The sequence below is a fragment of the Streptomyces sp. NPDC057137 genome, assembly GCF_042670825.1.
Lineage (GTDB): Bacteria > Actinomycetota > Actinomycetes > Streptomycetales > Streptomycetaceae > Streptomyces.
Genome location: NZ_JBHUUW010000013.1, coordinates 17045 through 36546 on the forward strand (window position 1 = coordinate 17045; position 19502 = coordinate 36546).

The following is a 19502-nucleotide window of genomic DNA, read 5'->3' on the forward strand; positions in this document are numbered from 1 at the left end:
CGGCATGACGGAGAAGACGACCATGAGCGGAAGCAGCGGAGCGGGCGGCGCACTGGACGGCGCCGTCGTCGCGGTCGCCGGAGCGGGCGGCCCCGCCGGGCGCGCCACCCTGCTGCGCCTGGCCTCGGCCGGTGCGACGGTGGTGGCGGCCGACGCGGACGCCACGAGCCTCGCCGAGGCCGTCGATGCCACACGCCGCGTCCACGGCGACGCCACCGTCACCGGCGACACCGTCGACCTCCTCGACCCGGCGGCCACCCGCGCCTGGGCCGCCAAGACCGAGAAGGACGCCGGCCGGGTGGACGGCCTCGTCCATCTCGTCGGCGGCTGGCGCGGCGGCAAGAACTTCGCCGACACCGACCTCGCCGACTGGGACCTGCTGGAGAAGCTGCTGATCCGCACCGTCCAGCACACCTCCCTCGCCTTCCACGACGGCCTGCTGCGCAGCGACCGCGGCCGCTACGTGCTGGTCAGCGCGGCGGGCGCGAGCAGGCCCACGGCCGGCAACGCCGCCTACGCGGCGGCCAAGGCGGCGGCCGAGGCCTGGACGCTGGCCCTGGGCGACGACTTCCGCAAGGCCGGGGGCGACGAGGGGCCGCGCGCGGCGGCTGCGATCCTGGTCATCAAGGCACTGGTGCACGACGCGATGCGCGCCGAGCGCCCGAATGCGAAGTTCGCGGGCTTCACGGACACCGGAGAGCTGGCCGACGCTATCGCCGGAGTCTGGGACCGGCCCGCCGGTGAAGTGAACGGAAACCGCCTGTGGCTGACCCCCGAGTCATGAGGTCCCGTACGACGGCCGCGCGTACGCACCACGACCCCGACACGCGCGGCTTCGCCAGCGACAACTACGCGGGCGCCCACCCCGAGGTGCTGGCCGCGCTCGCGCTCGCCAACGGCGGCCACCAGATCGCGTACGGCGAGGACGAGTACACCGACCATCTCCAGCGCGTCATGCACGGACACTTCGGCCCCACCGCGCAGGCTTTCCCGGTCTTCAACGGCACCGGGGCGAACGTCGTCGCGCTCCAGGCGATGACCGACCGCTGGTCCGCGGTGATCTGCGCCGAGTCCGCGCACATCAACGTGGACGAGGGCGGGGCGCCCGAGCGGGTCGGCGGGCTCAAGCTGCTCGCCGTGCCGACCCCGGACGGCAAACTCACCCCGGAGCTGGTCGACCGGCAGGCATGGGGCTACGACGACGAGCACCGCGCCATGCCGCAGGTCGTGTCGATCACCCAGAACACCGAACTGGGCACGGTCTACACCCCGGACGAGATCCGCGCGCTCTGCGAGCACGCCCACGAGCGGGGCATGAAGGTCCATCTCGACGGGGCCCGGATATCCAACGCCGCCGCCTCCCTCGACGTACCGATGCGCACGTTCACCAACACCGTCGGTGTGGACGTGCTGAGTTACGGCGGCACGAAGAACGGCGCGATCTTCGGCGAGGCCGTCGTCGTGATCGACCCGGACTCGGTGCGCGCGATGAAGCGGCTGCGCAAGCTGTCGATGCAGCTCAGCTCCAAGATGCGGTTCGTCTCGGTGCAGTTGGAGGCGCTGCTGGCCGGCGACCTGTGGCTGCGCAACGCCCGGCACAGCAACGCGATGGCGCAGCGGCTCGCCGACGGCGTGCGCGCGGTCGACGGCGTCGAGATCCTGCACCCCGTCCAGGCCAACGCCGTCTTCGCCCGGCTGCCGCACGACGTGAGCGTGCGCCTCCAGAAGCGCTTCCGCTTCTACTTCTGGGACGAGGCGGCCGGTGACGTGCGCTGGATGTGCGCCTTCGACACCACCGAGGACGACGTCGACGCGTTCGTACAGGCGCTCAAGGAAGAGATGGCCAGGTAGCCGACGGCCGGCGCGGTCGAGGGCTGGCGGTGCATTACAGTGGACCTCTCGGTGTGCTGTGATGCACCGCTTCCGTATGTCCCGAGGCAAGGCTGACGATGACCCTGACACTCACCGTGTCGGACGAGGTGCACACCCTCGTCCCCGGCTTCACCCCGCTCGCCGTCGAGGCCCACGGGCTGGTGAACGGCCCCAGCAACGAGGCGAGTTCGGCGCTGCTCGACGACGCGGCCCGGCGGCTCGCCGCCCGGCTCGACGGGCGCGCCCCGCACGAGGACCCGCACATGGCCGCCTGGCGCGCGGCGTACACGGCCTTCGGCAGCAAGCCGTCCCGTACCCGCAACTCCGCCGAGGCGCTGGCCAAACGCGCCCTCGCCGACGGCGGACTGCCCCGGATCAATCTGCTCGTGGACCTCTACAACGCGATCAGCGTGGCCCATCTGATCCCCGTCGGCGGCGAGGACCTCGACCGGATCACGGGCGCCATGCGCCTCGTACGGGCCACCGGCGACGAGCCGTTCCACACCGCCGCGGGCGGCGAGAGCGTTATCGAGCACCCGGACGCGGGCGAGGTCGTGTGGCGCGACGACGAAGGCGTCACCTGCCGGCGGTGGAACTGGCGCCAGGGTGTGCGCACCCGGCTCACCGAGGAGTCGGTGAACGCCGTCTTCCTGCTGGAGAGCCTGGCCCCGATGACCCGGGCGGAACTCGACGCCGCGGGCACCGAACTCGCCGAATCACTGGAGAAGCTGAGCCCCGGGGCGCGGATCACGGTGCACCCCGCGGGCTGACGCGCCACCGGACGACCGGCCGGCGGCCCGGCCCGGCATGACGGACCAGCAGTGACGTTTCGGTGCAGTCGTCCGTAGGGCCGTGGGGCTCAGCCGGCTTCGCGGGCCTCGGCCGGCGTCGGAGCCGTACCGCCCAGGTGCGCCGGCACCCACCAGGTGTCGTTCGCGTCCTTGGGCCGTACCGGATAGGCGCGCTGGGCGGCTTCGAGCAGCTCCTGCACCCGCTCGCGCAGCCGCCGGGTGATCGCACCCGCGTACTGGTCGGCGGGGGCCTCCAGCGGCTCGCCGACCCGCATCGTCACCGGGATGTGGCTGCGCCGGAAGTTGCGCGGGCGCCCCTTGGTCCAGAGCCGCTGGGTGCCCCACAGCGCCATCGGGATCAGCGGCACGCCGGCCTCCTGCGCCAGGCGCGCCGCGCCGGACTTGAAGGACTTGAGCGTGAAGGACTGCGAGATGGTCGCCTCGGGGAACACGCCGATGATCTCGCCGGAGCGCAGCGAGTCGAGCGCGTGCGAGTAGGCGGTCTCGCCCTGATTCCGGTCCACCGGGATGTGCTTCATGCCGCGCATGAGCGGCCCCGAGACCTTGTGCCGGAAGACGGAGTCCTTCGCCATGAAGCGGACGAGGCGCTTCTGGGGGATCGCGGTGAGCCCGGTGAAGATGAAGTCCAGATAGCTGATGTGGTTGCTGACGAGGACGGCACCGCCGGTACGCGGAATGTTCTCGGAGCCCTGAGTCTCGATCTTGAGGTCCAGCGCCTTGAACATCGTGCGGGCGGCGCCGATGACCGGCCGGTAGACGAGCTCTGCCATCTGGAGGAGACCCTTCTGTTCCCGGGGAGGGTTCTCCCGACGGAAGCTACGCAGCCGTAGGTTTTCGGCATTGGGCAGATCGTGCCCCAAACGAGGCCTTGTGGCCAGTCCTGCCGACGGCGCGGAGCGAGATTCTCATCACGTCATTCCCGGGTGATCAGGGCGTTTGCCGCAGCTCAGCGCAGCGCCGCGGTCGTACGGCGCAGCAGGAGGTACATCTCGCAGCCGAGGCAGTAGCCGAAGACGGCGTTGAGGAAGGCGGCGGCGAGCGCGCACGCCGTGGCGGCCAGCCCGAGCCAGAGAGGGCCCCACAGATAGCCGACCAGCCCGACCACCGCGAAGACCAGCCCGACCGCCTGCGCGAAACGCGGCGGCTCCGGGGACTCGAACTCCGTGGGCGGTCCGAGCCTCGGCCGTACGACGGCGCGGAACAGCCACCCGTACGGCGACCGCCCCACGCCGGCCAGCGCGCCCACCGCGAAGACGAGGGCCTGCCAGCCGAGAAGCGCGCCGCTGCCGGTGACGAGGACCACGGCCAGGACGAGGGTGGTGACGGCCGCGCCGAAGCGGGGGCCCCTGACATCAATGTTCATGACACCAGCATCGCTCAGGGCCGTACGCCCGGGACCGCGGAATATTTTGCGGTCGTGTGAACGCTGCACCAGGGATGACGACGACAGGGCTCTTGGTGTGCGTGGCGGTGCTCGCGGCGGCGAGTCTCTTCGGCGTGCTCCACCGCCGTACGAACGGGAGGCTCAAGGTGCGTGGGCGTGACGGCGAAAGGCGGCTCGGCGCGGCCGAGTTGGGCGCGGAGTTGGGGGAGCGCGCCACGCTCGTCCAGTTCTCCAGCGCGTTCTGCCAGCCCTGCCGTGCCACCCGGCGCACGCTTACCGAAGTCACCGGCATGGTCGACGGCGTCGCCCATGTGGAGCTGGACGCCGAGGACCGACTGGAGCTGGTCCGCGAGTTGGGCATCCTCAAGACGCCCACGGTGCTCGTCCTCGACGCGACGGGCCGGATCGTCCGCAGGGCGGCCGGGGCGCCCCGTAAGGCCGATGTGATCGCCGCACTGGGCGTGGCCGTCTCCGGCGCGACGCCCGGCGACTGAGAGTTCCCCGGTCGGCGGGGCGGTGGGCGAGCCGGTGGGCGTTGGCAAGGTCACAGTTCACCGCGCTTGCCCAGCGGGCATCAGGTCGATGTACTGGCGAGTAATATTATGGTCGGTGTGCGGGTCGACCTGACCGGAAAACCCCCCATCAGGCGCCTATGCTGCGAACGACAAGGCAGCCCGGAAAATGACGATGCAGTAGGAGAGCCGGCGTGAGCTTGAGGATCGTTGTCTGTGTGAAGTACGTGCCCGACGCCACGGGTGACCGGCATTTCGCCGATGACCTGACGCTGGACCGTGACGATGTGGACGGTCTGCTGTCCGAGCTGGACGAGTACGCGGTCGAGCAGGCGTTGCAGATCGCCGCGGCCCACAACGACGCCGGCGACGGCGACGCGGAGGTCACCGTCCTGACCGTCGGCCCCGAGGACGCGAAGGACGCGCTGCGCAAGGCGCTGTCGATGGGCGCGGACAAGGCGGTCCACGTCGAGGACGACGATCTGCACGGCACGGACGCGCTGGGCACCTCGCTGGTCCTGGCGAAGGCGGTCGAGAAGACCGGCTACGACCTGGTGATCTGCGGCATGGCCTCCACCGACGGCACGATGGGCGTCCTGCCCGCGATGCTCTCGGAGCGCCTGGGCGTGCCGCAGGTGACGCTGCTGTCCGAGGTGTCGGTCGAGGGCGGCACCGTCAAGGGCCGCCGCGACGGCGACGCCGCGACCGAGCAGCTCGAAGCCTCCCTGCCCGCCGTCGTGTCGGTGACCGACCAGTCGGGCGAGGCCCGCTACCCCTCGTTCAAGGGGATCATGGCGGCGAAGAAGAAGCCGGTGGAGTCCCTGGACCTGGGGGACCTGGACATCGAGGCCGGGGACGTCGGTCTCGAAGGCGCGTGGACGGCGGTCGACTCGGCCACGGAGCGCCCGGCCCGTACGGCGGGCACGATCGTCAACGACGAGGGCAAGGGCGGCGACCAGCTGGCCGAGTACCTCGTGAGCCAGAAGTTCATCTGACGGGTGCGGTTCACCGCCCCCGTAGCCGGTCCCGGTTCCTTCACGCACACGCATTCGCAGGAGAACACATCCCATGGCTGAAGTCCTCGTCTATGTCGATCATGTGGACGGCGCCGTCCGCAAGCCCACCCTGGAGCTGCTGACGCTGGCCCGCCGCCTCGGCGACCCGGTCGCCGTCGCGCTCGGCGCGGGCGCCGCGGCCACCGCCGCCACGCTGGCGGAGCACGGCGCGGTGAAGGTGCTGACCGCCGACGCCCCCGAGTTCGCCGACTACCTCGTCGTCCCGAAGGTCGACGCCCTCCAGGCCGCGTACGACAGCGTGTCCCCGGTCGCCGTACTCGTCCCCTCGTCCGCCGAGGGCAAGGAGATCGCCGCCCGCCTCGCGGTGCGCATCGGCTCGGGTCTGATCACCGACGCGATCGACCTGACGGCCGACGACAAGGGCCCGGTGGCGACACAGTCGGTGTTCGCCGCCGCGTACACCACCAACTCCCGTATCACCAAGGGCACTCCGGTCATCACCGTGAAGCCCAACTCGGCCCCCGTCGAGCCGGCCGCGGTCGCGGGCGCCGTCGAGGAGCTGGCGGTCACCTTCGGCGCGGCCGCCACCGGCACCAAGGTCGTGGCCCGCACGCCGCGCGAGTCCACCGGCCGCCCCGAGCTGACCGAGGCCGCGATCGTCGTCTCCGGCGGACGCGGCGTCAACGGCGCCGAGAACTTCGCGATCATCGAAGCGCTCGCCGACTCCCTCGGCGCGGCCGTGGGTGCCTCGCGCGCGGCTGTCGACGCCGGGTGGTACCCGCACTCCAACCAGGTCGGCCAGACCGGCAAGTCGGTCTCCCCGCAGCTGTACATCGCCTCCGGTATCTCGGGCGCCATCCAGCACCGGGCGGGTATGCAGACCTCGAAGACGATCGTCGCGGTCAACAAGGACGCCGAGGCGCCCATCTTCGACCTCGTCGACTACGGCGTCGTGGGCGACCTCTTCCAGGTCGTGCCCCAGCTCACCGAGGCCGTCAAGGCACGCAAGGGCTGAGCCCGAACAGCACCGAAGGGGCCGCGCGGCGTGTGCGCCGAGCGGCCCCTTCGTGCTGCGCGCTCGCTTCCCGGGCCGCTCCGGGCGACCATTGACGCAGCCTGGATCAGACGATTAACTTCACCATGCGGATGATGTATTCCATATAGCGGAAAGTGGAGGCGCTGGAATGGGCGTGGGAATGGATCAGGGCCGGCAGGACAAGGTGACGACGAGCCTTCCGGAAGCGGTCGGGGCGAGCATCAGCGCCTCGCTCGCACCGGTCGACGCGGAACTCGCCCGCCGGTACCCGGGAGACCCCGGCACCCGCCAGCCCGTCCACACCGTCTACGTCCCCGCGGACGCCTTCGACGCGGGCACCGTCCGCTCCTGGGGCGACCAGGCGCTCGCCGCCCTCGACGAACACGCCCCCGACGCCGCTTCCCTGGCGCGCGCCCTCGGCCTCTCCGACGAACTGGCCGGCCCCGTGTACGAGCGGGTGCGGGCCAAGCTGGAGCGCGAGCCCGTCGAGGATCTGCGGATCGACTTCGAGGACGGCTACGGGGCGCACTCCGACGAGGAGGAGGACCTCGCCGCCGCGCGCGCCGCGCGCCTGGTCCACGAGGCGTACGCCGACGGCACCGCCGCCCCGTACATGGGCATCCGGATGAAGTGCCTGGAGGCCCCCGTACGGGACCGGGCCATCCGCACCCTCGACATCTTCCTCAGCGGACTCGTGGCGGCCGGCGGGCTCCCCGCCGGGCTCGTCCTCACCCTGCCGAAGGTCACCTATCCCGAACAGGTCACCGCGATGGTGCGGCTGGCCGAGGAGTTCGAGAAGGCGCGCGGCCTGGAGCACGGCCGGATCGGCTTCGAGATCCAGATCGAGACCAGCCAGTCCATCCTCGCCGCCGACGGCACCGCCACCGTGGCCCGGATGATCGGCGCGGCGGACGGCCGCGCCACCGGACTGCACTACGGCACCTTCGACTACAGCGCCTGCGTCGGGGTCAGCGCCGCCTACCAGTCCAGCGACCACCCGGCCGCCGACCACGCCAAGGCCGTCATGCAGGTCGCCGCCGCCGGCACCGGCGTACGGGTCTCGGACGGCTCGACCAACGTCCTGCCCGTCGGCCCCACCAGCCAGGTCCACGAGGCGTGGCGGCTCCACTACGGGCTCACCCGCCGCGCCCTGGCCCGCGCCTACTACCAGGGCTGGGACATGCACCCCGGCCATCTGCCCACGCGCTACGCGGCCGTCTACGCCTTCTACCGCGAGGGCCTGGAGGCCGCGGCGGCGCGACTCGCGGCGTACGTGGCGAAGACCGGCGGCGACGTGATGGACGAGCCCGCCACCGCCAAGGCCCTCAGCGGCTATCTGCTGCGCGGCCTGGACTGCGGAGCCCTCGACAGCGGCGAGGTCACCTCGCTGACCGGTCTCACGCGCGCCGACCTGGAGAGCTTCGCGTCCCCACGCCGCGCGGCCCTCACGGTCTCGGCGCCGTAGGTCCGGTCGGTCCGGTCGGTCCGGTCCTCCCGGGCCGGTACCCACCGGCCCCGTCCCACCCGACACTTGAGCCCCTTAGTCTGTCGGTGACCCCACGAGGACCGTGACCAGGTCCGCGCGGGTGAACGGAACAGCGACACGCGACAGGCAAGGGGCAAGTGGTGTCTACGGGGGAGTACGGGCGCGACGAGGAACCGGGCAGACTGCTCGCCGGCCGTTATCGCGTGCTGGCGCAGCTGGGGCGGGGCAACACGAACGTCTTCGTCAGCGACGTCTACATCTCCGGCGGCGACAACGACCAGCCGCTGCCGGGCCTACCGGTCTGCTGACGGCGGCAGTTCGCCCGAGCCGCGCGCGATCAGCCGGGTGGGCAGCACCACCTGGCTGGGCGCGTCGGCCGCCCCGTCCAGCCGGCGGAACAGCCGCTCCGCCGCGGTACGGCCCAGGGTCGCGGCGTCCTGCGCGATGACCGTGACCCCCGGCTCCAGCAGGTCGGCCAGTTCGATGTCGTCGAATCCGACGAGGGCGACGGGCCGGTCGTGCGCGGCCAGTGCCCTTACGACGGTGACGGTCACCCGGTTGTTGCCGGTGAAGATCGCCGTGACCGGCTCCGGCGCGCCGAGCATCGTGACGACGGCCTCGTGGACCCGCTCGGGCGCGGTCGTGCCCAGCGACACCCACGAGTCCTCCACCGGCAGACCCGCCTCGGCCATCGCGGCGCGGTAGCCGCCGAGGCGCTCCACCGCCGTATGGATCCGGGGCTGGTCACCGATGAAGCCGATCCGCCGGTGGCCGTGCGCGACCAGATGGGCGGTGCCCGAGCGCGCGCCGCCGAAGCTGTCGGAGAGCACGGCGTCCGCGTCGATCTGCCCGGCGGGGCGGTCGACGAAGACCGTCGCGACTCCGGCCTTGATCTCCGGCTCCAGATAGCGGTGGTCGTGCCCGGCGGGAATGATGATCAGCCCGTCCACCCGGCGCGCGCACAGGGCGAGCACCAGTTCCTGCTCGCGGTCCGGGTCCTCGGCGCTCGAACCGTTGATCAGCAGCGCCCCGTGGGCGCGCGCGACCTCTTCGACCGCGCGGTTCAGCGGGCCGTAAAATGGGTCGGCGAGGTCTTCGAGCACCAGACCGATGCTGGCGGTACGGCCCTTGCGCAGCACCCGGGCCGAGTCGTTGCGGCGGAAGCCCAGCGCGTCGATGGCCTCCTGGACGCGCCGCTCGGTGTCCGGCGTCACGCCCGGCTCCGCGTTGACCACGCGGGACACCGTTTTGAGCCCGACTCCGGCACGGGCTGCCACATCTTTCATGGTGGGCCGATTACCGTAGCGGGGCTCGGGGTGACGGGCGGTGTCGGCCACTGTGCGCTGTCCTGTCGTCGTTCGGTTGTCGTGCAAGGCTTGTGGCGTTGAGCATAGGCCCTGGACAACGTTGTCAGGTGAATGGAGACTGTTCCACGAACCCGCAGGTCCCACGCGCGTCCGCGACACCCCCGCCCGCGGGGACCCTCTCGTCCACTGGAGATCCGACACTGATGCATACCGACCTCGTAGCCGCTCTCGACATCGGCGGCACCAAGATCGCCGGCGCGTTGGTGGACGGCGGCGGGAAGATCCTCGTACGGTCCCGTCGGCCGACCCCGGCGACCGAGGACGGTGAGTCGGTGATGCGCGCGGTCACGGAGGTGCTCGAAGAGATCGGCGCGTCGCCGCTGTGGGCGCGTACGACGGCCGTCGGCATCGGCAGCGCGGGCCCCGTGGACGCGGTGGCCGGCACCGTCAGCCCGGTGAACGTTCCCGGCTGGCGTGGTTTCCCCTTGGTGGAGCGGGTCCGGCTGGCCACCGGCGGGCTGCCGGTGACGCTCGTGGGCGACGGCGTCGCCATGACGGCGGCCGAACACTGGCAGGGCGCGGCCCGCGGCTACGACAACGCGCTGTGCATGGTCGTCTCCACCGGCGTCGGCGGCGGTCTGGTGCTCGGCGGCAAGCTGCACCCCGGCCCCTCGGGCAACGCCGGTCATATCGGCCATATCAGCGTCGATCTCGACGGCGACCTCTGCCCGTGCGGCGGACGCGGCTGCGTCGAGCGCATCGCCAGCGGGCCCAACATCGCCCGCCGCGCCCTGGAGGGCGGCTGGCGGCCGGGCCCGGACGGTGACACCTCGGCGGCGGCGGTCGCCGCGGCGGCCCGTACCGGCGACGCGGTCGCGATCGCCTCGTTCGAACGCGCCGCGCAGGCGCTGGCCGCGGGGATCGCCGCGACGGCGACCCTCGTGGACATCGGAATCGCGGTCGTCGGCGGAGGAGTGGCGAACGCGGGCGACGTGCTCTTCCTGCCGCTGCGCCGCGCGCTGCACGACTACGCGACGCTCTCGTTCGTCCAGAACCTCACGGTGGCACCGGCGTTGACCGGTACGAACGCGGGTCTGGTGGGCGCGGCCGCGGCTGCCACGCTGGGGCGCGGGCCGGCCGCCCCGGCCAACAACAACTCGGCGATGACCGCTCCGACGAGTATGTGACGGGCGTGACGCGCCTTGCTCCAGGGGCAGGTGACGGACCGTCAAATGCCTTCCTGTGCAGCCGTCTTCACCGGTGTGTCATTGCGCGCGTTTGCGGTGGAGGCTGTTCGGCTCTGTTGGATGAGCCCCGGTAACGGTTGTTCGATATCGCGTCAGAACCCTTGACGACTCCTTCTCAGGGGAGTGAGATCCAACCCTCGCGTTCGGTTGTGTTGGGTCGCACCCCTGAGGAGGGGGACATGTCTCAGTCTCCGTTCAACGGTTCGGTGGTACCGGCGAGTCTGGCCGGACACCGGATCTCCCGGCGAAATCTTCTGCGTGGCGCGGCGGCCGGAGCGGGTGCGATCGCACTGCCGTCACTGCTCGCCGCGTGCGGCGGCGGCCCCGGCGGTGACGGAAAGACCGTCACGTTGGGCTCGAACGCCTCCGACCCCGTTCCCAAGAAGGCGTTCGCCCAGGCTTTCGCGGCGTACGAGAAGCAGTCCGAGGACAAGCGGACGGTCGACGTCAACACCGTCGACCACAACAGCTTCCAGGAGAACATCAGCCGGTATCTGCAGAGCAAGCCGGACGACGTCTTCATGTGGTTCGCCGGCTACCGGATGCAGTTCTTCGCCGAGAAGGGGCTGCTGCACGACATCAGCGACCTCTGGGGCGACTACACCGGCTTCTCCGCCGCGCTCAAGGCCCAGTCGACGGGCTCCGACAACAAGCAGTACCTCACGCCGTATTACTACTACCCGTGGGCGGTCTTCCACCGGAAGAGCGTCTTCGAGCAGTACGGCTACGAGGCGCCGCGCACCTTCGACGAGTATGTGGCGCTCGCCAGGCAGATGAAGAAGGACAAGCTGATTCCCATCGCCTTCGGCGACAAGGACGGCTGGCCCGCGATGGGCACCTTCGACTACATCAACATGCGCACCAACGGATACGAGTTCCACAAGTCGCTGATGGCGGGCGAGGAAGCCTGGACCGACAAGCGCGTCAAGGACGTCTTCGACACCTGGCGCGGCATCCTCCCGTACTGCCAGCAGGGCGCCAACGGCCGTACCTGGCAGGAAGCCGCGTCCAGCCTCCAGAAGGGCGAGAGCGGGATGGCCGTCTTCGGACTCCCGCACCCCGGCCAGCAGTTCGCCGAGGACGAGCAGGACGACATCGACTTCTTCGCCTTCCCCGAGATCAACCCGGAGCACGGCCAGGACGCGGTCGAGGCGCCCATCGACGGATTCCTGCTGGCGAAGAACTCCAAGAGCCTGAAGAACGATCAGACCATGGAGAGCGCCAGGGATCTGCTGTCGTGGCTGGCCACCGGCGAGGCCGAGGACCTCTATCTCGCGGGTGACCCCAACAATGTCGCGGTCAGCGAGGACGCCGACATCTCCAAGTACACGCCGCTGCAGAAGAAAGCGGTGGACCTGATCTCGGGATCGAAGCAGATATCGCAGTTCATGGACCGCGACACCCGGCCCGACTTCGCCTCCACGGTGATGATCCAGGCCATCCAGAGCTTCATCAACGAGCCGAACGACGTGGACGGGCTGGTCAACGGGATCGAGCGGCAGAAGAAGACCCTCTTCGCCTCCGACGCCGGCAGCTGATCCGTGGCGTCCCTCACGACGCGTCGCACCCGGCGGCGGGGCCCGCGGCGGTTCTCCGCCCGGGATCGTGCCGTCCTGTGCGTGCTGCTGGGCATACCGCTCCTGCTCGACCTCGTCATCGTGTGGGGTCCCACCGTCGCCTCGATCGTGCTGTCCTTCACCGGCTGGGACGGCATCAGCGACATCGAGTGGGTCGGCACGGAGAACTACGAGAACCTGTTCACCAACTACCCCCAGTTCTGGCCGGCCGTTCAGCACAACCTCCTGTGGCTGGCCTTCCTCGGCCTGATCGCCACCCCCTTCGGGCTGCTGCTCGCCGTACTCATCGACCGAGGTGTGCGCTTCAGCCGCTTCTACCAGTCCACGATCTATCTGCCGGTCGTGCTCTCGCTCGCCGTCGTCGGCTTCATCGCCCAACTCGTCTTCTCCCGTGACCAGGGCGCGCTCAACGCGATCCTCGGCGACACCGAGAACCCCACCGACTGGCTCGGCGATCCGGACCTCAACATCTGGATGGTCCTGCTGGCCGCCGCCTGGCGGCACACCGGCTACGTGATGATCCTCTATCTGGCCGGTCTGAAGGCCGTCGACGCCTCTCTCAAGGAGGCGGCGGCCATCGACGGGGCGAGCGAGACTCAGACATTCTTTCGGGTCGTCTTTCCCACTCTGCGACCGGTCAACGTCATCGTCGGCGTCATCACGGTGATCGAGGGGCTGCGCGCCTTCGACATCGTCTACGCCGTCAACAAGGGCAGGAACGGCCTCGAACTGCTCTCGGTGCTCGTCACGGACAACATCATCGGAGAGGCGAGCCGGATCGGCTTCGGATCGGCGATCGCCGTCGTCCTGCTCGTCGTCTCCATGGGCTTCGTCGTGACGTATCTGGTCCAGGAGATCCGAGGGGAGAAGTCCCGATGAGCGCCACCGTCCACCCCGCCCGCAGACGCCGCGTCACGACCGCCCGCAGGCGTCGTATCATGCCCGCCCGCAGGCCCCGTATCACGCCCGGCCGGCTCGGTGTCCACATCTTCCTGATGGCGGTCTCGCTCGGGTTCCTCGCGCCGCTGCTGCTGGCCGTGTACGCCTCGCTCAGGCCGTACGACGAGACGGCCGAGCGTGGCTACTTCTCGCTGCCCGACACGCTCTCCTTCGACTACTACCGGCAGGCGTTCACCGACTCCGGGATGACGAAGTACTTCGTCAACACCTTGCTCATCGCCGTCCCCGGCGTGCTGCTCGCGCTCTTCCTCGCCTCGTTCGTCGCCTTCGCCGTGGCGCGGCTGAGGATGCGCGGGTCGATCGTGCTGCTGATGCTGTTCACTGCGGGCAACCTGCTGCCGCAGCAGGTGATCATCACGCCGCTGTACGTCCTGTTCAACCGCATCCCGCTGCCGTACTGGATGTCCGACTCGATGACCATGTACGACTCGTACTGGGCCGTCGTCGCCGTCCAGGTCGGCTTCCAGATGGGCTTCTGCGTCTTCGTCCTGGCCAACTTCATGCGCACGCTGCCGATCGAGATCCTGGAGGCGGCGATCGTCGACGGCGCGAGCGTCTGGGCGCAGTACTGGCGGATCACCCTGCCGCTGTGCCGGCCGGCCCTCGCGGCCCTCGGCACGCTCCAGTTCACCTGGATGTACAACGACTTCCTGTGGGCGCTGGTCTTCATCTCCGACGGGGACAAGCTGCCCGTGACCTCGGCGCTCAACAATCTGCGCGGCCAGTTCTTCACCGACTACAACTTGTTGGCCGCGGGCTCGATCATCGTGGCTCTGCCGACGATCATCGTCTTCCTGCTGCTCCAGCGGCACTTCATCGCCGGGCTCACCCTCGGATCCAGCAAGGGCTGACAGCCGGGGCCGTGACTGCCTTCGCGGCACCCCCGCGGCCGCGACTTCCTCAGGAGGCGGGTTCTCTGGACTGCTGCGGCACCACCACCAGGAAGACGTCCGACTCCAGATCCATCACCACCTCGGCGGGGGTGCCCTCCCTGCGCCGCGCCCGCGCGAACTCCTCGGCGCGCCAGCTTCCGCGCGGGTCCCCGGCGGGGAATCTCTCCAGTACGTCGCGGTGCATCGCGTACCCCCTTGTCATATCCCGCTCCAACGACCTTCTGTCCGCATGTGTTACGGCTCCGGCTGAAAACGCTTCATGAGACAGGACGCGCCGCAGCCTCCGTAAGAGGTGGCGAACAGGCCACGGACCGGCAACAGCAGGGTGTCGACGGGGCAGCCGGAACCGGCCACGTGTTTCCACTGCCGGGTGTTGCGGGCAATCCACATGGGGCTACGGAAGAGGGGGAACCGTGATCGTCTGGCTCAACGGCGCGTTCGGAGCGGGCAAGACCAGTACGGCACGCGAGCTGATCGACATGATCCCGAACAGCACCCTGTACGACCCCGGGCTGATCGGATCCGGGCTGCGGGAGCTGCTGCCGCCGAAGCGACTCGCCGAGGTGAGCGACTATCAGGACCTGCCCATCTGGCGCCGGCTGGTCGTGGACACGGCCGCCGCGCTGCTCGCCGACGTGGGCGGCGTACTCGTCGTCCCGATGACGCTGCTGCGGCAGGAGTACCGGGACGAGATCTTCGGCGGTCTGGCATCCCGTCGCATTCCTGTCCGGCATGTGCTGCTGGCGCTGGACGAAACGATTTTGCGCGGGCGAATATCGGGGCGCGCCGGCGGTGGGGCGGGCGGCGACGACCCGGCTCGGACCGAGCGCGCACGGCAATGGGCGTACGAACACATCGAGCCCTACCGCACGGCCCTCGGCTGGCTCACGTCCGACGCGCTCGTCGTCGATGCCGGGGGGCTCACCCCGGCGCAGAGCGCGGCGGTCGTCGCCGAGGCCGTCCACGCGGGCACGGACGGGCTCTGCGAGATCGTGCAGACACCCGAGCCGACGGCGGAGACCGTCGCGGCGGGTGTGCTTCTCTTCGACGAGCAGGACAGGGTGCTGCTCGTCGATCCCACCTACAAGCCGGGCTGGGAGTTCCCCGGCGGTGTGGTCGAGCGCGGCGAGGCGCCGGCGCGTGCCGGGATGCGGGAGGTCACCGAGGAGATCGGGATCGAACTCGACCACGTGCCGAGCCTGTTGGTGGTCGACTGGGAGCCGCCGAGGCCGCCGGGCTTCGGCGGTCTGCGGCTGCTCTTCGACGGTGGCAGGCTGCCGGCCGCCGACGCCGAGCGGCTGCTGCTGCCCGGCTCGGAGCTGCGCGGCTGGCGTTTCGTCACCGAGGACGAGGCGGCGTCGCTGCTGCCGCCCGCGCGCTTCGAGCGGCTGCGCTGGGCGCTATGTGCCCGGGAGCGGCGGACCGTGCTCAATCTGGAGGCCGGTGTCCCGGTCGGCTGACACGCGCAGCACGGAGGCGGCGTCCGTGGTGGCGTCGGTGACGAGCGGATCGCCATGGCCGAAACAGATGGTCGACGGACCGAGCGCGGCCAGCCGGATCATGGACCGCTTGGCGCTCTCGCGGTTGACGTTGAACACGCCGAGCATCACCCGGCGCTCGGCGGCGGCCACGGCGTCACCCGTGAACAGCACGCCGTGGAACGGCAGATGGACGGCGATGGAGCCGTACGTGTGCCCCGGTACGTGCACCACCCGGGCGCCGTCGCCGAAGGGCAGCTCGTCGCCGTCCTCCAACTCGCGGTCGACCCGGGTGGGCGGCGCGGGCGGCACGGTCAGCCCGTGCTCGTACAGCGGGATCTCCCAGTCGAGGAGCAGCGGGTCGGGCACGGGCCACTCGCCGCGGATGACGGGTGCGTCGAGCCGGTGTGCCATCACCTCGGCGCCGTACCGCCCCGCCAGCTCCTGCGCCGCGCCGACATGGTCGCGGTGGCAGTGGGTGAGGACGATACGGCGCAGGTTCCCGGGGGTGAGACCGAGATCGCGGATGGCGTATTCGATCTCCGGTCCCGCGTAGAGGTGACCGGAGTCGACGAGAGTCAGCTCGTTCTCGTCCTGCCACAAGTACGCCTGACCGATGGGGAAACGGAGCATATGCAGCCGTGGACTGATCGCAACGAGATCCATATCTCGAATGTATGCAGTGTGGAAGGGATGTGCGCACCACTTCGCTGACGGCGATTTCCGCTGTCCGCAGAACGGCGGAGTGAACCTCCGCGTGAACTCCCGCGTCGGGGCCCGCGCCCCGCCCGGTGCTCCACCCGCCGTCCTGCCATGTGACGCTCCGTCAGACCTGCTTCGACCGGGCGTAGTTGACCAGGAAGTGCGCCTCGGCCACGGACAGCCGCTCCAACTCCTGCGGCGACACACTCTCGTTGACCGCGTGGATCTGTGCCTCCGGCTCGCTCAGCCCGATCAGCAGGATCTCCGCGTCCGGGTACAGCGCGGCCAGCGTGTTGCAGAGCGGAATGGAGCCGCCCATGCCGGCGGTCTGCATCTCCTCGCCCGGGTAGGCGACGCGCATCGCCTCGGCCATCGAGGCGTACGCGGGGCTGGCGGTGTCCGCGCGGAACGGCTGCCCCTGCCCGACCTGTTCGACCGCGACCCGCGCGCCCCACGGGGTGTGCGCCTCAATGTGCGCGGTGAGCAGCTTCGTCGCCTCGGCGGCGTCCTGGCCCGGCGGTACCCGCAGGCTGATCTGCGCGCGGGCGCTCGCCTGCAGCGACGGGGTCGCGCCCACGACGGGCGGGCAGTCGATGCCGATGACGGTGACCGCCGGCCGGGCCCAGACCCGGTCGGCGACGGTGTCCCGGCCGATCAGCCCCACACCGTCCAGCACCTTGGCGTCCTTGCGGAAGTCGGCCTCGGGGTAGGCGAGTCCGTCCCAGTCGGCGTCGGCGGCCAGGCCGTCCACGGTCGTCGAACCGTCCTCCGACCGCAGTGAGGCGAGCAGGTGGATGAGCGCGGCGAGCGCGTCCGGCGCCGCACCGCCGAACTGCCCGGAGTGCAGGTTGCCTTCCAGGGTGTCGACCTGGACGCGCAGCATGGTCATCCCGCGCAGCGTCGCCGTGACCGTCGGCAGCCCGACCCGGAAGTTGCCCGTGTCACCGATGACGATCGTGTCGGCGGCCAGCAACTCCGGGTGCTCCTCGGCGTACCGCTCCAGACCGCCGGTGCCCTGCTCCTCCGAGCCCTCCACGATCACCTTGACGCCCACCGGCACGCCGCCCGCCGCCTTGAGGGCGCGCAGCGCCAGCAGATGCATCACGAAGCCGCCCTTGCAGTCGGCGGCGCCGCGTCCGTACCAGCGGCCGTCGCGCTCCGTCAGCTCGAACGGCGGAGTGGCCCACGCGCTCTCGTCGAGCGGCGGCTGCACGTCGTAGTGCGCGTACAGCAGCACGGTCGGGGCCCCTTCGGGGCCGGGCAGGAAGCCGTAGACGGACTGGGTGCCGTCCGGGGTGTCCAGCGCCGCGACGTCCCTGAAGCCCTCGGCGCGCAGGGCGTCGGCGACCCACGTGGCGGCGGCCTCGCACTCGCTGCGGGGGAACTGCGCGGGATCCGCCACCGACCGGAAGGCCACCAGCTCCGCGAGTTCCGCCCGCGCGCGGGGCATCAGCGAAGCGACGGTTTCTGCGATCGGACTGACGGACATGGGCACGCTCCTGGCGGGTGCGACGTTGTGTGTTTGTGTGTGCGTCGAAGACAGGACCGATCCTCCCACAACGGACCGGGTCCGAAGGCGCCGTAGGATGCCGTGCGACAGCAAGGGCCACCGGTCGGATCAGGAGCAGAAGCACATCGTGAGCAGCGAGAACGCAGACGCCGGAAGTGAACCTGGAAGCGCGCCCGGGACTGGTCCTGAGGCCGTTCCCGAGACCGTTCCCGAGGCCGGTCCGGCGGGTGAGCACGACCGGTCGGTGTGGGATGTCGTCGTGGTCGGCGCGGGCCCGGGAGGAGCGTCCGCGGCCTACGCGGCGGCTGTCGCGGGCCGCCGCGTGCTGCTGCTGGAGAAGGCGGAGTTGCCCCGCTACAAGACCTGCGGAGGAGGCATCATCGGCCCCTCGCGCGATTCGCTGCCCCCCGGCTTCGAACTGCCCCTGCGCGACCGGGTGCACGCGGTCACGTTCTCGCTGAACGGCCGGCTGGCCCGGACCCGCCGCTCCCGGCGCATGCTCTTCGGGCTCATCAACAGGCCCGAGTTCGACGCGAGTCTGGTCGAGCACGCCCAGAAGGCGGGCGCCGTGCTCCGTACGGGCGCCTCGGTGTCCCGGGTCCAGCAGCACGGCCCGGCCGTGCCCGACCGCCGTACGGTCGCGGTGGTCCTCGCCGACGGCGAGACGATCCTGGCGCGCGCGGTCGTCGGCGCCGACGGCAGCGCGGGCCGGATAGGCGCTCATGTCGGGGTGAAGCTCGACCAGGTGGACCTCGGTCTGGAGCTGGAGATCCCGGTGCCCCCGACCGTCGCCGAGGACTGGGCCGGCCGGGTCCTCATCGACTGGGGCCCGCTGCCCGGCAGTTACGGCTGGGTGTTCCCCAAGGGCGACACGCTCACCGTCGGCGTCATCTCGGCGCGCGGAGACGGCGCCGCGACGAAGCGCTATCTGGAGGACTTCGTCGCCAAGCAGGGGCTGGCCGGATTCGAGCCCGCGCTCTCCTCGGGCCATCTGACGCGCTGCCGCAGCGACGACTCGCCGCTCTCGCGCGGCCGGGTGCTGGTGTGCGGTGACGCGGCGGGGCTGCTGGAGCCGTGGACCAGGGAAGGCATCTCCTTCGCGCTGCGGTCGGGGCGGCTCGCGGGGGAGTGGGCGGTACGGATCTCGGAGGCGCACGACGCGGTGGACGCCCGCCGCCAGGCGCTGAACTACGCCTTCGCCATCAAGGCGGGTCTCGGTGTGGAGATGAGCGTCGGCCGCCGGATGCTCTCCGTCTTCGAACGCAGGCCGGGGATGCTGCACGCGGCGATCACCGGATTCCGCCCCGCCTGGAAGGCGTTCGCCGACATCACGCGCGGGGTGACGTCGCTGGGCGGTCTCGTGCGGACGCACCCGCTGGCCCGGCGCGCGCTGGACGTGCTCGACCGGCAGAAGGCGGGCGCCGCGCAGGGCGCGGAGAAGGGCCGGCGGGAGCAGGAACGGGAACCGGCGCGGGACGACGACGACCGGGACAAGGACCAGAAGGACGGCGCGGTCGCCACGTAGTCCGGTGTGTCCGGGGGCCACCGCCAGGATCTTCACGCCCGGGGGGACCTGGCGGCGCCTCCGCCGTTCCGGCCCGGTCCCCGGTCCCCGTACGAGGCGCACGAGGCGCACGAGGTCCGTCCGTCGGCCGGTGCCTTCCTGTGCGTACTGCCGCCTGTCCGTCCTGGGCCGTATCCGCCGAGTAG

Annotated in this window: 20 protein-coding genes; 14 read left to right on the forward strand and 6 right to left on the reverse strand. The window is 70.6% G+C overall.

Going from position 1 to position 19502, the window contains the following annotated elements; translation table 11 throughout:
* Window positions 1-4 precede the first annotated feature (4 nt).
* From ACFT9I_RS13740 to ACFT9I_RS13750, 3 genes are all read left to right on the forward strand, one after another.
* On the forward strand, window positions 5-784 hold the full coding sequence (locus tag ACFT9I_RS13740) for an SDR family NAD(P)-dependent oxidoreductase (protein ID WP_382563824.1): 780 nt from the start codon (window positions 5-7) through the stop codon (window positions 782-784).
* Window positions 781-1851 carry a threonine aldolase family protein gene (locus ACFT9I_RS13745; RefSeq protein ID WP_382564029.1) on the forward strand — a complete coding sequence of 357 codons (1071 nt, stop codon included), beginning with the start codon at window positions 781-783 and terminating at the stop codon, window positions 1849-1851. The genes ACFT9I_RS13740 and ACFT9I_RS13745 overlap by 4 nt, the downstream gene beginning before the upstream one ends.
* A gap of 98 nt (window positions 1852-1949) precedes the next feature.
* Window positions 1950-2642 carry a B3/4 domain-containing protein gene (locus tag ACFT9I_RS13750; RefSeq protein ID WP_382563826.1) on the forward strand — a complete coding sequence of 231 codons (693 nt, stop codon included), beginning with the start codon at window positions 1950-1952 and terminating at the stop codon, window positions 2640-2642.
* An 89-nt stretch (window positions 2643-2731) separates the two neighbouring features.
* Here the strand turns inward: ACFT9I_RS13750 and ACFT9I_RS13755 are convergent, their stop codons facing one another.
* On the reverse strand, window positions 2732-3454 hold the full coding sequence (locus tag ACFT9I_RS13755; RefSeq protein WP_382563828.1) for a lysophospholipid acyltransferase family protein: 723 nt from the start codon (window positions 3452-3454) through the stop codon (window positions 2732-2734).
* A 176-nt stretch (window positions 3455-3630) separates the two neighbouring features.
* A complete protein-coding gene (locus ACFT9I_RS13760) occupies window positions 3631-4047 on the reverse strand; it encodes a DUF4395 domain-containing protein (protein ID WP_382563830.1) in 417 nt (138 codons plus the stop codon).
* 74 nt (window positions 4048-4121) lie between these two features.
* Between ACFT9I_RS13760 and ACFT9I_RS13765 the strand changes: the two genes are divergently transcribed.
* The 5 genes from ACFT9I_RS13765 (at window position 4122) to ACFT9I_RS13785 (ending at window position 8426) form a co-directional block, all read left to right on the forward strand.
* Window positions 4122-4562, forward strand: coding sequence for a TlpA family protein disulfide reductase (locus tag ACFT9I_RS13765; protein WP_382564030.1), 441 nt, complete (start codon window positions 4122-4124; stop codon window positions 4560-4562).
* A gap of 212 nt (window positions 4563-4774) precedes the next feature.
* Window positions 4775-5575, forward strand: a complete 801-nt coding sequence (locus tag ACFT9I_RS13770; protein WP_382563832.1) for an electron transfer flavoprotein subunit beta/FixA family protein — start codon at window positions 4775-4777, stop codon at window positions 5573-5575.
* Window positions 5576-5648: 73 nt separating this feature from the next.
* Complete coding sequence (locus ACFT9I_RS13775) at window positions 5649-6611, forward strand: electron transfer flavoprotein subunit alpha/FixB family protein (RefSeq protein WP_382563834.1); 963 nt, start codon at window positions 5649-5651, stop codon at window positions 6609-6611.
* A gap of 181 nt (window positions 6612-6792) precedes the next feature.
* Entirely contained in the window at window positions 6793-8097 is a 1305-nt protein-coding gene (locus ACFT9I_RS13780) for a DUF6986 family protein (protein WP_382564032.1), read from the forward strand.
* A 161-nt stretch (window positions 8098-8258) separates the two neighbouring features.
* Entirely contained in the window at window positions 8259-8426 is a 168-nt protein-coding gene (locus tag ACFT9I_RS13785; RefSeq protein WP_382564043.1) for a hypothetical protein, read from the forward strand.
* Here ACFT9I_RS13785 and ACFT9I_RS13790 read toward each other — a convergent pair.
* Window positions 8412-9455, reverse strand: a complete 1044-nt coding sequence (locus ACFT9I_RS13790) for a LacI family DNA-binding transcriptional regulator (protein WP_382563836.1) — start codon at window positions 9453-9455, stop codon at window positions 8412-8414. The genes ACFT9I_RS13785 and ACFT9I_RS13790 overlap by 15 nt on opposite strands.
* Before the next feature lie 173 nt (window positions 9456-9628).
* On the opposite strand from ACFT9I_RS13790, the gene ACFT9I_RS13795 reads away from it, so the two are divergent.
* The 4 genes from ACFT9I_RS13795 (at window position 9629) to ACFT9I_RS13810 (ending at window position 14060) form a co-directional block, all read left to right on the forward strand.
* Entirely contained in the window at window positions 9629-10612 is a 984-nt protein-coding gene (locus ACFT9I_RS13795; protein ID WP_382563838.1) for an ROK family protein, read from the forward strand.
* Window positions 10613-10851: 239 nt separating this feature from the next.
* Entirely contained in the window at window positions 10852-12210 is a 1359-nt protein-coding gene (locus tag ACFT9I_RS13800) for an ABC transporter substrate-binding protein (protein ID WP_382563840.1), read from the forward strand.
* 3 nt (window positions 12211-12213) lie between these two features.
* On the forward strand, window positions 12214-13128 hold the full coding sequence (locus ACFT9I_RS13805; protein ID WP_382563842.1) for a carbohydrate ABC transporter permease: 915 nt from the start codon (window positions 12214-12216) through the stop codon (window positions 13126-13128).
* Between the two features lie 59 nt (window positions 13129-13187).
* Window positions 13188-14060: a carbohydrate ABC transporter permease gene (locus ACFT9I_RS13810; protein ID WP_382564033.1), complete on the forward strand. Its 873-nt coding sequence runs from the start codon at window positions 13188-13190 to the stop codon at window positions 14058-14060.
* Window positions 14061-14109: 49 nt separating this feature from the next.
* Here the strand turns inward: ACFT9I_RS13810 and ACFT9I_RS13815 are convergent, their stop codons facing one another.
* The gene (locus ACFT9I_RS13815) at window positions 14110-14286 is read right to left on the reverse strand and encodes a hypothetical protein (RefSeq protein ID WP_382563844.1); all 177 of its coding nucleotides are present in this window, start codon (window positions 14284-14286) and stop codon (window positions 14110-14112) included.
* A 229-nt stretch (window positions 14287-14515) separates the two neighbouring features.
* Between ACFT9I_RS13815 and ACFT9I_RS13820 the strand changes: the two genes are divergently transcribed.
* Window positions 14516-15562: an NUDIX domain-containing protein gene (locus ACFT9I_RS13820; RefSeq protein WP_382563846.1), complete on the forward strand. Its 1047-nt coding sequence runs from the start codon at window positions 14516-14518 to the stop codon at window positions 15560-15562.
* On the opposite strand, the gene ACFT9I_RS13825 is transcribed toward ACFT9I_RS13820, so the two are convergent.
* Complete coding sequence (locus ACFT9I_RS13825) at window positions 15503-16246, reverse strand: MBL fold metallo-hydrolase (protein WP_382563848.1); 744 nt, start codon at window positions 16244-16246, stop codon at window positions 15503-15505. The two genes, ACFT9I_RS13820 and ACFT9I_RS13825, sit on opposite strands and share 60 nt — an antisense overlap.
* 160 nt (window positions 16247-16406) lie before the next feature.
* A complete protein-coding gene (locus ACFT9I_RS13830) occupies window positions 16407-17771 on the reverse strand; it encodes a dipeptidase (RefSeq protein ID WP_382563850.1) in 1365 nt (454 codons plus the stop codon).
* Between the two features lie 148 nt (window positions 17772-17919).
* On the opposite strand from ACFT9I_RS13830, the gene ACFT9I_RS13835 reads away from it, so the two are divergent.
* Window positions 17920-19317, forward strand: a complete 1398-nt coding sequence (locus ACFT9I_RS13835) for a geranylgeranyl reductase family protein (RefSeq protein ID WP_382563852.1) — start codon at window positions 17920-17922, stop codon at window positions 19315-19317.
* Window positions 19318-19502: the final 185 nt, after the last annotated feature.

Bases quoted from the DNA above. Each gene is read 5' to 3' on its own strand.
- ACFT9I_RS13740 (WP_382563824.1), top strand. From the start codon at position 5: ATGACGGAGAAGACGACCATGAGCGGAAGCAGCGGAGCGGGCGGCGCA.
- ACFT9I_RS13745 (WP_382564029.1), top strand. From the start codon at position 781: ATGAGGTCCCGTACGACGGCCGCGCGTACGCACCACGACCCCGACACG.
- ACFT9I_RS13750 (WP_382563826.1), top strand. From the start codon at position 1,950: ATGACCCTGACACTCACCGTGTCGGACGAGGTGCACACCCTCGTCCCC.
- ACFT9I_RS13755 (WP_382563828.1), bottom strand. From the start codon at position 3,454: ATGGCAGAGCTCGTCTACCGGCCGGTCATCGGCGCCGCCCGCACGATG.
- ACFT9I_RS13760 (WP_382563830.1), bottom strand. From the start codon at position 4,047: ATGAACATTGATGTCAGGGGCCCCCGCTTCGGCGCGGCCGTCACCACC.
- ACFT9I_RS13765 (WP_382564030.1), top strand. From the start codon at position 4,122: ATGACGACGACAGGGCTCTTGGTGTGCGTGGCGGTGCTCGCGGCGGCG.
- ACFT9I_RS13775 (WP_382563834.1), top strand. From the start codon at position 5,649: ATGGCTGAAGTCCTCGTCTATGTCGATCATGTGGACGGCGCCGTCCGC.
- ACFT9I_RS13780 (WP_382564032.1), top strand. From the start codon at position 6,793: ATGGATCAGGGCCGGCAGGACAAGGTGACGACGAGCCTTCCGGAAGCG.
- ACFT9I_RS13795 (WP_382563838.1), top strand. From the start codon at position 9,629: ATGCATACCGACCTCGTAGCCGCTCTCGACATCGGCGGCACCAAGATC.
- ACFT9I_RS13800 (WP_382563840.1), top strand. From the start codon at position 10,852: ATGTCTCAGTCTCCGTTCAACGGTTCGGTGGTACCGGCGAGTCTGGCC.
- ACFT9I_RS13810 (WP_382564033.1), top strand. From the start codon at position 13,188: ATGCCCGCCCGCAGGCCCCGTATCACGCCCGGCCGGCTCGGTGTCCAC.
- ACFT9I_RS13815 (WP_382563844.1), bottom strand. From the start codon at position 14,286: ATGCACCGCGACGTACTGGAGAGATTCCCCGCCGGGGACCCGCGCGGA.
- ACFT9I_RS13825 (WP_382563848.1), bottom strand. From the start codon at position 16,246: ATGGATCTCGTTGCGATCAGTCCACGGCTGCATATGCTCCGTTTCCCC.
- ACFT9I_RS13830 (WP_382563850.1), bottom strand. From the start codon at position 17,771: ATGTCCGTCAGTCCGATCGCAGAAACCGTCGCTTCGCTGATGCCCCGC.